11 protein-coding genes are annotated in these 12,074 nt (G+C 65.8%); 6 read left to right on the top strand and 5 right to left on the bottom strand.

Translation table 11 applies throughout. The features are described from left to right. Window positions 1-4: 4 nt before the first annotated feature. The 3 genes from AC27VE_RS22440 to alr form a co-directional block, all read right to left on the bottom strand. Complete coding sequence (locus tag AC27VE_RS22440) at window positions 5-3,598, bottom strand: ATP-binding protein (RefSeq protein WP_488705010.1); 3,594 nt, start codon at window positions 3,596-3,598, stop codon at window positions 5-7. Between the two features lie 41 nt (window positions 3,599-3,639). Beyond that, window positions 3,640-4,359 (bottom strand): SDR family oxidoreductase, encoded by a 720-nt coding sequence (locus AC27VE_RS22435; RefSeq protein ID WP_006225417.1) that lies wholly within the window; start codon window positions 4,357-4,359, stop codon window positions 3,640-3,642. 177 nt (window positions 4,360-4,536) lie between these two features. Beyond that, window positions 4,537-5,664 carry an alanine racemase gene (gene alr / locus AC27VE_RS22430; protein ID WP_488705009.1) on the bottom strand — a complete coding sequence of 376 codons (1,128 nt, stop codon included), beginning with the start codon at window positions 5,662-5,664 and terminating at the stop codon, window positions 4,537-4,539. A 130-nt stretch (window positions 5,665-5,794) separates the two neighbouring features. On the opposite strand from alr, the gene hpnC reads away from it, so the two are divergent. From hpnC to hpnE, 3 genes are read left to right on the top strand one after another with little or no spacing between them, the layout of a single operon-like run. Then, the gene (hpnC, locus tag AC27VE_RS22425) at window positions 5,795-6,625 is read left to right on the top strand and encodes a squalene synthase HpnC (protein WP_488705008.1); all 831 of its coding nucleotides are present in this window, start codon (window positions 5,795-5,797) and stop codon (window positions 6,623-6,625) included. Between the two features lie 17 nt (window positions 6,626-6,642). Then, window positions 6,643-7,506 carry a presqualene diphosphate synthase HpnD gene (gene hpnD / locus AC27VE_RS22420; RefSeq protein WP_088589973.1) on the top strand — a complete coding sequence of 288 codons (864 nt, stop codon included), beginning with the start codon at window positions 6,643-6,645 and terminating at the stop codon, window positions 7,504-7,506. Continuing rightward, window positions 7,503-8,825: a hydroxysqualene dehydroxylase HpnE gene (gene hpnE, locus AC27VE_RS22415; protein ID WP_006225413.1), complete on the top strand. Its 1,323-nt coding sequence runs from the start codon at window positions 7,503-7,505 to the stop codon at window positions 8,823-8,825. Before hpnD ends, hpnE begins: the two co-directional genes overlap by 4 nt. A gap of 71 nt (window positions 8,826-8,896) precedes the next feature. On the opposite strand, the gene AC27VE_RS22410 is transcribed toward hpnE, so the two are convergent. After that, entirely contained in the window at window positions 8,897-9,289 is a 393-nt protein-coding gene (locus AC27VE_RS22410) for a fluoride efflux transporter CrcB (RefSeq protein ID WP_488705007.1), read from the bottom strand. A gap of 5 nt (window positions 9,290-9,294) precedes the next feature. Continuing rightward, window positions 9,295-9,849: an HdeD family acid-resistance protein gene (locus AC27VE_RS22405; protein ID WP_006225411.1), complete on the bottom strand. Its 555-nt coding sequence runs from the start codon at window positions 9,847-9,849 to the stop codon at window positions 9,295-9,297. Between the two features lie 189 nt (window positions 9,850-10,038). Here AC27VE_RS22405 and AC27VE_RS22400 point away from each other — a divergent pair, with 189 nt between their 5' ends. Genes AC27VE_RS22400 through AC27VE_RS22390 form a run of 3 tightly spaced genes read left to right on the top strand, consistent with a single transcriptional unit; the run spans window position 10,039 to window position 12,041 of the window. After that, window positions 10,039-10,665, top strand: coding sequence for a PepSY-associated TM helix domain-containing protein (locus AC27VE_RS22400; protein WP_315139359.1), 627 nt, complete (start codon window positions 10,039-10,041; stop codon window positions 10,663-10,665). Window positions 10,666-10,693: 28 nt separating this feature from the next. Continuing rightward, on the top strand, window positions 10,694-11,209 hold the full coding sequence (locus AC27VE_RS22395; RefSeq protein ID WP_006225409.1) for a DUF2271 domain-containing protein: 516 nt from the start codon (window positions 10,694-10,696) through the stop codon (window positions 11,207-11,209). 31 nt (window positions 11,210-11,240) lie between these two features. Beyond that, complete coding sequence (locus AC27VE_RS22390) at window positions 11,241-12,041, top strand: DUF4198 domain-containing protein (RefSeq protein ID WP_488705006.1); 801 nt, start codon at window positions 11,241-11,243, stop codon at window positions 12,039-12,041. Window positions 12,042-12,074 lie beyond the last annotated feature (33 nt).

The following is a 12,074-nucleotide window of genomic DNA, read 5'->3' as shown; positions in this document are numbered from 1 at the left end:
ACTCCTACCGCTTCCCGCGCTGCGAGAGCAGGCCTAGTTCCAGGGCCAGAACGGCTTGCGCCAATGCCTGGATCGACGATGCCAGTGCCGGTGCCTCTGCCTCCCCCACTTGATGGCAGAGGCGCTCGACCTCCGCACACGCCTGCACCAGGCTGGTCGCCTTCAATATGCTGGCGGCCCCTTGAATGCGGTGCGCAAGCTCTGCGACCTGCATCAGGTTGCCCTGCTCCGCACGGGCCTGAACCTTGGCGATGTCCTCGCGATTGGTGCGTATCAGTTCCTCAAGCAACGCCCAATGCCGGCCATCATCGCCGCCGGCGATCTCAAGCAAAGGGGCCAGATCGAACAAGGGTGCATCCGCAAGGATGCCGCCCCGGGCCGGCTCAGGCTGCGCCATGACGGACAGGTGGTGCGCCAGCCGTGCGCCCAGCGTGTCCAGACCAACGGGCTTGACCAGGCACTCGTCCATGCCGCCCTGCACGTAGCGTTCGATCTCTTCCGGTTGCGCGTCGGCCGTGACGCCGATGATGAGGGTCCTGTCTGCGTTGCGTTGCGCTTCTTCCTGCCGGATCGCCCCCGCCAGGGCAGCGCCATCCATGCCGGGCATGCGGCAATCCGTGATCACGGCATCGAACGGGTGCATCCGCCACTTTTCAAGGGCCGCGACGCCATCTGGCGCGTCTTCCACTTCATGCCCCAAAAAGCGCAATTGCTGCGCCAATATCTGGCGGCTGACCGAATGGTCGTCGACCACCAGAATCTGCAGCACGCGAGGCGACATCGGCTGCTGCCGCGACGGCAGGTCCGCCGCGGGCACGGCTGGCAGCGTCTGCAATCGAAGCGATACCCTGACGGTGGTTCCAACGCCTGGCGCGCTTTCAAGCGTCAGCCGGCCCCCCATCATTTCGCAGAGCGACCTGCTGATGACCAGCCCCAAGCCCGTGCCGCCCGTCGCGCCCGCCTCGCGTCCCACTTGGGCGAACGGTTTGAACAGGCGCTGCTGGTCGGCTTCCGATATGCCGATACCGGTGTCCTCGACCGCGATGTCGACCTGAAGCAAAGACGACTCGACGGCGTGGCCTTCCACATGGATCCGGACATGGCCGCCATGCGTATAGTGAATCGCGTTGCCCACGAGATTGGACAGCACTTGCTTGAATCGCAACGCGTCAATCAGCACGTCCGTCTGGATGCTCGCATCCATTTCCAACAGCAGGCGCAACCCCTTCTGACGCGCAAGGCCATCGAACACGCGAGCGACGGACTCGACCTGTTCGCGCAACCCGGCGCGCGCCGGGGTCAGGCTCAGGCGCCCTGACTCGATACGGGCAATGTCCAGGATATCGCCGATCAACGTCAGCAAGCCTTGGGCCGAGGCGTACGCGATTTCGATGCTGTTGCGGTCAATGGGTGCGTCGTCCGCGCGTTTCAAGGCCAACTCAAGCACGCCGATGATCGCATTCATTGGCGTGCGGATTTCGTGGCTCATCGTCGCCAGGAACGTCGTTTTGGCCCGGCTGGCCGCATCCGCCAGATCTTTCGCAGCCGCGAACTCCTGCACCAGATTGTGATGCTCGGTGATGTCCAGCCACCCGCAGATCACGCCGCTGGGCACGCCTGCGGCATTTTCGAACGGCTGCGCCCAATGATCGACCCAGGTCTCCACGCCGCGTATCCGCACCCGATGCACGCCCGAGATCATCTCTCCCTTGCGCATCGCCTGCATGTAAGTATCGTGGAAGTCCGCTGCCGCCTCGAACTCGGCTGGCGGCAACTCCAATGCGGTCTTGTCCAATACGTCGGCCGCCTGCAGCCCCATCGCCTTGAGGTAGCTGCGATTGCAGACCAGCATGCGCCCTTGGCCATCGCGCACATAGATGGGCGGCGGCATGCTGTCGATCAGGGTCTTGACGAACTGCAATTGCTCGTTCAGCGCCTGTTTGGCCAACCCCTTGGCACGGACCTGGCGACGAAGCATCGCGACCCAGGCCAGCACGCCCAGCAACAACAGGACCGCGGCGCCCACGACCTGGGCGATGATGACGCCATAGTCGCGCCAGGTCTCCCCGCTCATGCCGGGTTCCGCTTTCCACCGGTTGGCGAACGCGCTCATCTGATAGGGCGTCAAAATCGCCAGCGTCTTGTTCAGGATGGATTGCAGTTCAGGATCGTTGCGCCGCACAGCGAAGCTGAGCGCCACGGGCGGGGAATCCAGCACGTCGCTGATCGCGAGTTCATCCTTGAACAGGCGACCGATGTAGTAGCGCGCGGCCGGCAAGGCCAGGACTGCGCCGTCCGCCTGTCCGGCATGGACCCGGTTCATGGCATCCAGGCTCGAGCTTGCCTCCACGAGCGTGGCGGTCGGAAAGCGCGGCGGGGCCAATTCGGCAGCGGTATGACCCCCCGCGATCGCCAGCGTACGCACAGGCTGCCCCTGCCCGGCCACGCCTCGCCGGGTGACAAGCACCAGGGGGTCGACGGAAAAAGGTTGGCTGAACCGCAGCACCTGCTCGCGCTCGACGGTCGGAGTCATCATGGCAATATCCGCCTCGCCGTCGGAGACCGCCCTGATCTGGTCGGGGAAGCTGCCTTTGCGGCTGAAGGCGTCGAACTGGATCCCGGTCTGGAAAGTGACCATTTCCAGCAGATCGGAGGCGAGCCCCGAAAATGCCTTGTTCGAATTGAAGAAGGCGGCGGGCGCAAGGTCGTCGTTCAACACCACCCGCAGCTTGGGATGCGCCTCGATCCAGCGCAACTCGTCGGGGGTGAAGGAAATGTTCCGGCTTCCGGGAATGAAGCCGCTGCCCGCCCAACTGCGCGCGATCTCGGGCAGCGTCTGTCCGATTGCGACGATGGCCTGGTCCACCAATCCGCGGAGCCGGTCATTGTCCAACGCCAGCGCATAGCTGTACCGCGTCGCAATCTCCGTGTAGCGGCCGAACTTGACGTAGTCGAAAAAAGACCGGTTGATGCTGTGATACGCCGCCAGTGCCCCGTCCACATACACATCCGCGCGGCCGAATGCCAACGCGCCGAGCCCCTCGTCCGTGGAGGCATAGCGGACGATCTTCGCCTTGGGATAACGCGTCGCCACCTCGGCGGCCAACGCGCCGTCCGCGCCAACGGCGACTTCCAGGCCGTCCAGGCCGGGTGGGAGGTCCCGGGTGTCGGCGGCGCGTTTGAAAATCGCCACCTGATCAACGATGTAGGGCGAACTGAACGCCGCCACCTTGCGATCGTCGGGGTGCGCCTCGCCGCCGACCATGTCCACGGTTTTCTGATCGAGCGCCTTCAGCGCGGCTTCCCGCGTCGGATAGGACAACAAGCGCAGGTTCAGGCCCAGCAGTTGGGCCGTCAGCGTACTCACGTCCGCCGTGATGCCCTTATAGGTGCCGTCCCGGTAGACGATTTCGAATGGCGCCCGGTCCTCTTGCACAACCCCCAGCACCAGTTCCTGCTTTTGACGCAACCATCGCCAATCGTCGTCCGAGATCGCCGGGACGGCCCGTTGAAGATGGACCTGGCTTTGCACCGTGAGCAGCAGCGGTTGCTGCGTCTGGCCGACCGCCGGCGTTGCGGCGCCGAGCAGCCAGAACAATGTAAAGAAAAATAATCGCCGTACGATCATTCCCTTGCGCGTTAGGAACGCCCGCCCAGACTGCCCCCGCCATCCACGCCCAGCACCTGGCCCGTGATGAAGCCCGCATCGTCGGACAACAGGAACGCAATGGCGGCGGCGACCTCGGCCGGCGTGCCCAGGCGCTTCATGGGTACCGAGGCCAGCGCGCGCTTTTCACCGTCGCTGCCTGCCGGACGCGTGGCCCGGAACATTTCGGTTTCGATCGGGCCGGGCGCGACCGCGTTGGCCGTGACGCCGTATTCGGCCAATTCCAGCGCCCAGGTGCGGGTGCAACCGACCAGCGCGTTTTTGGCGGCCGAGTAAGCCGTGCGGTCCAGGCCGCCGTAGATGGCGCGGCTGACCACGTTGACGATGCGGCCGGCGCGGCGCACTTTCATGGATTCGACGAACGCCTGGGTCACCTGCACCGCGACGCGCACGTTCAAGTCCAGCACGTTGTACAGCGTGGCCAGGTCGATCTCGCCCAGCGGCTGCGGGGACGCGATGCCCACGTTGTTGACCACAGCGTCGACGGGAAACTTGTCGCGGATTTCCCGCAGGACTTCTTCCGTGCGCCCGGCGTCGGCCAGGTCACAGGCGTACAGATAACCGGGAAAATCGACGTCCGTGGTGTTGCGCGCAATGCCGACCACGTGACAGCCCATGTCGGACAGGCGTTGCGTAAGCGCCCAGCCTATGCCTTTGGTGGCGCCCGTAATGAGCACGCATTTGTCCTTCATGGGTGGAAACCTCGCAGTCTGTTTTCTGTGTCAAAAACGGGCGCTTGAGCGCCCGGTGTTCCAAGTAGACACCATCCGGCGTCGGCTGTCTTGTAAATTGCGTAGCAATTCTTGCCCTCCGGACACCCCTGGACGACAGTGGCCGCAGGCGACCGCGCCAGGGGAAAAGCAGGCCGTTCAGGCGTCCCGGGTGACGGGGACGCGCGGGGCCAAGGCGCAGAGCAGCTCGTAGCCGATGGTGCCGGCGGCCTGGGCGACCTCGTCCACGGAGGGACCGTCTTCGCCCCAGAGGGTCACGGGTGCACCCACGCCGGCGGCCGGGATGGGATCCAGATCGACGATCAGCATGTCCATGGAGACGCGGCCGACCAATTGGGTACGGATGCCGGCGACGACGACCGGGGTGCCGGTGGTGGCGTGGCGCGGATAGCCGTCGGCGTAGCCGCAGGCGACGATGCCGATGCGCATGGCGCGTTCGGCACGGAAGATGGCGCCATACCCGACCGATTCGCCGGCCTTGAGCTCTTGCACTGCGATGATCTCGGAGCTGAGCGACATGGCCGGCTTCAAGCCGAAGGACGCGGCTTCGGCGTCGGCGAACGGGGACGCGCCATACAGGCAGATGCCGGGGCGCACCCAATGCGTCTGGGTGGGCGAACCGACCGCGATGTCGGCAAACCGCAGCGTGGCAGCGGAGTTGCAGACACTGATCGCCCCCGGCAGTCTATGCGTCACCGAATTAAAGACGGCCAATTGCTCGTTCACGCCCTGGGGGCCGTCGGCGCAGGCGAAATGGGTCATTTTGCCGATCGAACCCACCGTGCCCTGCTGTTGCAGCAGCACGGCGCGTTCATGGGCGGCGGGATAGGCGCCCGGGCTGAAACCCAAGCGGTTCATGCCGCTGTTCAACTTCAGCATGATGTCCACGCGGCGGGCAAAACGCGCGCGGGCCAGCATGTCCAGCTGTTCGCGGTTGTGCACCGTGGTGCTCAGGTGGTAGCGGTCGACGAGATCCAGGTCCGCCGGGTTGAAGAACCCCTCAAGCAGCAGGATCGGCCCCCCCCACCCTGCCTCGCGGCAGCGGACGGCTTCGTCCAGGTCCAGCATCGCCAGGCCCTGCGCCTTGGAAAAGCCCGTTACCGCTTGTTCGATGCCGTGCCCGTAGGCGTTGGCCTTGATGACCGCCCAAATGGACGGCGGCAGGCCGGAGGCCGCGGCGGCAGTCTGTTCAAGGTGGCGGCGCACGGTGGCAAGATTGTGCGCAAGGGCAGAAACGGAGACAGTGGCGGAAATTGGGCGCGGCATGGTGTGGGATCCTGTGGCGCTTTAGTCTAACTGATCGCCGCCCCCGCCGGGCGTCATCGTGCCCTGATGAAACGACTACTCTAAAATGATGTCGACAGGGTCCCCGGGGACCCGACCCGAGCTGCTAATCATGTCTATCGATCACTACGAGAACTTCCCCGTCGCCTCGCTGCTCTTGCCGCGCAGGCTGCGCGGCGCCGTGACCGATATCTACCGGTTTGCCCGCGCCGCGGACGACATCGCCGATGAGGGCAGCGCCACTGACGACGAGCGCCTGGCCCAATTGGCGGCGTTCCGCACCGAGCTGCATCGGATCGGCGCCGAACCCGGCACAACGCCCCCGCCCGGCCTGCCGCCGCTGGCCGACATCTTCACCCCGCTGGCCAAGACCATCGCCCAGCATCAGTTGCCCATCACGCCGTTCTACGACCTGTTGTCCGCCTTCGAGCAGGACATCATCGTCAAGCGCTATGAGGACTACACCGCGCTGGCCGACTACTGCACGCGCTCGGCCAACCCCGTCGGGCGCCTGATGCTGCACCTGTTCGAGGCGACCAGTCCGCAGGACATCGCCGAAAGCGACGCCATCTGCTCGGGTTTGCAGCTGGTGAACTTCTGGCAGGATGTGCGGGTGGACTGGCACAAGCACCGGGTGTACATCCCGCAGGAAGACCTGCGCCGCCACGGCGTCACCGAAGACGACCTGGCCGCCTGCCGCCTGACGCCCGCCTGGCGCGAACTGATGGCTTTCCAGGTGGAACGCACGCGGGCGCTGCTACACTTCGGCGCTCCGCTGGCGCGCCGCCTGCCGGGCCGCATCGGCCTGGAGCTGCGCCTGGTGGTGCAAGGCGGGCTGCGCGTGCTGGAGCGTATCGAGGCGAGCGGCTACGATGTATTCATGAATCGCCCCGAATTGGGCGCCAAAGACTGGGCCATCATGCTGTGGCGCTCTATCAAGTAACAGGCCCTGCCTAATCTATGACCCCTGACGAATACTGCCAGGAGAAAGCCGCCAAGAGCGGTTCCAGCTTCTACTACTCTTTCCTGTTCCTGCCGCCTGAACGCCGCCGCGCGATCACCGCGCTGTATGCGTATTGCCGCGAAGTGGACGACGTGGTCGACGAATGCACCGACCCGTCGCTGGCCCGCGTCAAGCTGGCCTGGTGGCGCACGCAGATCGACCAAATGTTCGACGGCAAGCCGGACCACCCGGTGACCCGGGCGCTGCAACCGCATCTGCAAAGCTGTTCGATCACCCGCGAGCGCCTGCTGGCCGTGGTCGATGGCATGGAGATGGACCTGGACCAGACCCGCTACCTGGATTGGCCGGGCCTGCGCAAATACTGCTGGCATGCCGCCGGCGTCGTGGGCGAGCTGTCCGCCGGCGTCTTCGGCTACAGCGATCCCAAGACGCTGGTCTACGCCGAAAAGCTGGGCCTGGCGTTCCAGATGACCAACATCATCCGGGACGTCGGCGACGACGCCCGCCGCGGCCGCATCTACATCCCCGTCAACGACATGCAGCAATTCGAGGTCAAGGCATCGGACATCCTGAATGGCGAGTATTCGGACCGCTTCAACGCCCTGATGAAGTTCCAGGCCGACCGTGCCCGCGAGCTTTACCGCGAAGCGATGCGCAACCTGCCCGAAGCCGACCGCCGGTCGCAGCGGCCCGGGCTGATGATGGCCGCCATCTATCACGCGCTGCTTGACGAGATCGAACGCGATAACTGGCAGGTGCTGCACCAGCGCATTTCGCTGACCCCGTTGCGCAAGCTGTGGCTGGCGTGGAAAACCTGGGTGGGCGGCGGACGCGGACTGGTCCGCCGGTTGGCGCGGTGAAGGCGGCGGTTATCGGCGCAGGCTGGGCGGGACTCGCGGCAAGCGTCGCCCTGCGCGAAGCCGGCGCCAAGGTCACCGTGTTCGAAGCCGGCCACACGCCTGGCGGGCGCGCCCGCCGCGTGTTCCATGGCGATTTCGACGCCCCGCTGGACAATGGCCAGCATCTGCTGTCGGGCGCCTATAAGCACACGCTGGCGCTGATGCGCCGCGTGGGCCGCAATCCCGATGCCCTGCTGATGCGCCGGCCCTTGCGCCTGGCGTCCCTGGATGGCCGCTTCCATCTGTCCGCCCCGCGCCTGCCCGCCCCGCTGCACATGGCGATTGCCATCCTGCGCGCACGCGGCCTGTCGTGGGCCGACCGCTTTGCCTCCCTGCGCCTGATGCGCGGCCTGAAGGCCATGTCGTGGATGCCGCCGCGCGACTGGACGGTGCAGCAACTGCTGCATTACCACGCGCAATCCGACGCGCTGATCCGCCAGGTCTGGGAACCCCTTTGCCTGGCCGCGTTGAACACACCTGCCGCCACGGCCAGCGCGACGCTGTTTGCGCGCGTGCTGCGCGACAGCCTGGCCGGCACGCGCGCAGACAGCGACTTGCTGCTGCCCTGCACGGACCTGTCCGCCTTGTGGCCGGACGCCGCAGCGCGCCAGGTCACGATGCGCTACGGCAGCACCGTGCGCCAACTGGAGCCGTCGGACAACGGCATCGTCGTCAATCAGGAACGGTTTGACGCCGCCGTGCTGGCGGTGCCGCCCGCCTTCGCGGCCCGCTTGCTGGATGCGCCCTTGCGGCAAGCCGGCGCCACGGGCCTGCTGGATGCATTGAAAGCGTTCACCTATCTGCCCATCGCAACCCTGAACCTGCGGCTGGCCGAACCCTGGCGCCTGCCAGAACCCATGATGATGCTGCGCGAAGAAGCGGCGCGCGGCCACGTCGGGCAATGGCTGTTCGACCGCGCGCAATTGGCCGGCGACACCAAGGCGGGCGAACTGGCCGTCGTGGCCAGCGCCGCCACCAGCATCGCGGAACGCAATCGCCATCAGGTGATCGAGGCCTTGATCGACCAGGTGGCAGAACAAGCTGCGCGCCATCCCGCGCGCCTGCCGGCCATGCCGGAAGTGTCGGCGGCTGAGCTTCTGATTGAAAAACGCGCCACCTTCGCCGCGGTGCCGGGCCTGACGCGGCCGTTGAATTCCACGCCCTGGCCCACGTTGGCGCTGGCCGGCGACTGGACCGACACGGGCTACCCCGGCGTATTGGAAGGCGCGGTGCAAAGCGGGCTGCAGGCCGCCCGCGTCCTGAATCCTCGCGCGGATTGACGGCGGGTGGGTCCGGTGGCGATGCGGCGTAACCGTTGCGCCGCCCGCCAGCCAGGGGCCGGCAAGCCTTCCTAGCGCAGCAGATGCGCCGTGGCGATGCCCGCGGCCGTCAACACCAAGGATCCCGCCAGGCTGATCCCTGCATAGCCCAGCGCGCTGCCGTAGGCGCCGCGCTCCAGCATGGCCACGGTTTCGGCCGAGAACGTGGAAAAGGTGGTCAGGCCGCCCATGAAGCCGGTGATGGCACCCAGGCGCACCCATGCCGGCCATTCGGGATGTCCCGCCACCAGCGCCAGCACCAGCCCCACCAGATACCCCCCCGCCAGGTTCACGACGAACGTGCCCCACGGCCAGGATTCGACGTTCAGCCACAGGCTGACCAGCCAACGGGTCCAGGCGCCCAGGATGGCGCCCAGGCCCACGGCCAGGAAGTTCAGGGGGATCAGGGTCTGGTAGGCGGTCATGGACGTCAGGGGGCCCGGTGCTGCTTGAGCCGCAGGGAGAAAATCAGCAGCAGTATGCCAAAAAACACGGCGTAGATGCCGATGACCCACACCAGCGCCAGCGCGCCCGCACCGGGCTGCACGATGAGCATGGCGCCAAACAGAATGGACACGACGCCCGACAGGCCCAGCAGCCATTCGTTGCGGATTTCCTTGCGGAAGCGGATGGCCGCGATGACCTGGAATACGCCGGCCGCCAGCGCCCAGAAGGCGATGATGTACAGCAGCACCAGCGCGGTCAGCCCGGGCCACAGGAAGGTCACGATGCCCGCCGCCACGCCCAGCAGGCCGACGATGATCAACGCCCACAGCGGTTTGCCGTTATCGCGGATGCGTATACCGGCGATCAGCGCAAGCACGCCGTCGACCAGCGCAAACGCGCCCCAAACCAGCACCAATGCCGACAAGGTGATGGCCGGCATGAACAGCGCCATCAATCCGAACAGGATGGCGATGACGCCGCGCAAGGCGACCCACCCCCAATGACGACCGATATGATCCACCAATTGCGGTTCCAGCATGACGCCCTCCGGTGTTGGTAACGGGTGGCCTATCTTATCCCCGCAGCGCGGCAGCCGCCACGTCACAGGCCTTCAGCGGCGGTGCGGCGCTTCGAAACGGATTGAAATTTCCATCTGCGCTTAGCACCGTGTTTTATAAGAGTAATTCTCATTAAATGTTAGAATCCGCGCCTTCAATCCGAATCCCGCATGGACAGTCAACCCACCCCCCGGCGCAGGGCCTATTGGCTCAAAACGCTGCATCAATGGCACTGGATCAGCTCGGCGCTTTGCCTGCTGGGGATGCTGCTGTTTGCCGTCACCGGCCTGACGCTGAACAACGCCTCGCACATCGAATCGAAGGCCGTCGTGACCAGCCGGCAGGCGCAACTGCCCGAGGCCGTGCTGAAGCAATTGTCGGCGCCCTCCGGGCAGAAGAAGGCCCCCTTGCCCGCCCCCGTGGCGCAGTGGCTGGATGAGGCGCTGGACGCCGCCACCACCGGCAAGACGGCCGAATGGTCTGCCGACGAGGTGTACTTGTCGCTGCCGCGCGCCGGCGGCGATGCCTGGCTGTCCATCGACCTGGCCAGCGGCGACGTCGAATACGAACGCACGGACCGCGGCTGGATTTCCTACCTGAACGACTTGCACAAGGGCCGCAATACGGGCCTGGCCTGGAGCTGGTTCCTGGATATTTTCGCCGTCGCCTGTCTGGTCTTTTCGCTGACCGGGCTGGTACTGCTGAAAATGCACGCCGGCAACCGCAGCGCGACCTGGCCCATGGTGGGGCTGGGCGTGGTGATCCCCGTGGTCCTGGCCCTGCTCTTCATCCACTGATTCCATCGATCCGCCCCTGGAGAACTCCATGCGCAAATTGCTCTTGTCGGCCCTCCTGGCCGGCCTGATCGCCCGAACGGCCCAAGCGGCCGATATCGGCCTGAACATCGAGGTGCCGCGCCTGGACGTGGCCGAGTACCACCGCCCCTACGTGGCGATCTGGATCGAAAACCCCGACCAGAGCGTGGCGGCCGACCTGGCCGTCTGGTACGACGTGGCCAAGAAGAACAACGAAGGCACCGAGTGGCTGAAGGACATGCGCCAGTGGTGGCGCCGCAGCGGCCGCAACCAGCAGTTCCCGGTGGACGGCGTGAGCGGCGCGACCAAGCCTGTCGGCAAGCATGCCCTGAGCTTCGACGCCGCCAGCAAGCCCTTGTCGGGCCTCAAGCCCGGCCAGTACGCCGTGGTGGTGGAAGCTGCCCGCGAGGTGGGCGGCCGCGAACTGCTGCGCATCCCCTTCCAATGGCCGCCGCAAAAGGCCGAGCAATTGACCGCCCGCGGCGAACACGAATTGGGCGCCATCGCGCTCGACCTCAAACCCTGATCCCATTGAACCGCCTTCAAGGAGCGCAACCATGAAATCCGCCGCCAAACTGGCCGCCGCCCTGGCGCTGTGCCTGCCCTTTGCCTCGCAGGCGCATGACGTCTGGATCGTGCCGTCCTCCACCGTGCTGTCAGGCACCGACAGCTGGATCACGGTCGACGCGGCCGTGGGCAACGACAAGTTCTATTTCAACCACGCGCCGCTGCGCCTGGACGGCCTGACCGTCATCGCACCGGACGGCAATGCCGCCGAAGCCGAGAACCTGAACCGCGGCAAGCTGCGCAGCACCTTCGACCTGCAGCTCAAGCAAAGCGGCACCTATCGCGTGGCGGTCGTCAACGACGGCGTATTCGCGCGCTGGAAGGAAGACGGCAAGAACAAGCGCTACTTCGGCAAGGTGGAAGGCATGGCCCAGGCCGTGCCCGCCAACGCGCAGGAACTGGAAGTGTCGCAAAGCCTGGGCCGCGTCGAAACCTTCGTCACGGCGGGCAAGCCCACCGCCGTCAAGCCGGTGGGCCGCGGCCTGGAACTGGCGCCCGTCACGCATCCCAATGACCTGTTCACGGGCGAGGAAGCCGCCTTCCAGATGCTGCTGGATGGCAAGCCCGCCGCGGAACTGGAAGTGAACGTGGTGCCCGGCGGCAGCCGCTATCGAGACAAGGTCGGCGAAATCAAGCTGAAAACGGACAAGGATGGCAAGTTCTCGGTGAAGTGGGCGCAGCCGGGCTTGTACTGGATTGAAGCCGGCATGGAAGACGCCAAGGTCACCGTGCCGCAAGCCAAGAAGCGCCGCCTGTCTTACGCCGGCACCGTCGAAGTGCTGCAGCCCTAAGCGGCAGCAGGCGCGTGGCGACCTCTCCTTCCT

It is taken from the genome of Achromobacter sp. 18P8.1.1 (genome assembly GCF_057799415.1).
The sequence above is the reverse complement of the archived record's forward strand: the minus strand, read 5'-3'. Positions and strand labels throughout refer to the sequence as shown.

Bases quoted from the DNA above. Each gene is read 5' to 3' on its own strand.
- alr (WP_488705009.1), bottom strand. From the start codon at position 5,664: ATGCCGCGCCCAATTTCCGCCACTGTCTCCGTTTCTGCCCTTGCGCAC.
- hpnD (WP_088589973.1), top strand. From the start codon at position 6,643: ATGACCCCTGACGAATACTGCCAGGAGAAAGCCGCCAAGAGCGGTTCC.
- AC27VE_RS22400 (WP_315139359.1), top strand. From the start codon at position 10,039: ATGGACAGTCAACCCACCCCCCGGCGCAGGGCCTATTGGCTCAAAACG.
- AC27VE_RS22405 (WP_006225411.1), bottom strand. From the start codon at position 9,849: ATGCTGGAACCGCAATTGGTGGATCATATCGGTCGTCATTGGGGGTGG.
- AC27VE_RS22395 (WP_006225409.1), top strand. From the start codon at position 10,694: ATGCGCAAATTGCTCTTGTCGGCCCTCCTGGCCGGCCTGATCGCCCGA.
- AC27VE_RS22435 (WP_006225417.1), bottom strand. From the start codon at position 4,359: ATGAAGGACAAATGCGTGCTCATTACGGGCGCCACCAAAGGCATAGGC.
- hpnC (WP_488705008.1), top strand. From the start codon at position 5,795: ATGTCTATCGATCACTACGAGAACTTCCCCGTCGCCTCGCTGCTCTTG.
- AC27VE_RS22410 (WP_488705007.1), bottom strand. From the start codon at position 9,289: ATGACCGCCTACCAGACCCTGATCCCCCTGAACTTCCTGGCCGTGGGC.
- AC27VE_RS22390 (WP_488705006.1), top strand. From the start codon at position 11,241: ATGAAATCCGCCGCCAAACTGGCCGCCGCCCTGGCGCTGTGCCTGCCC.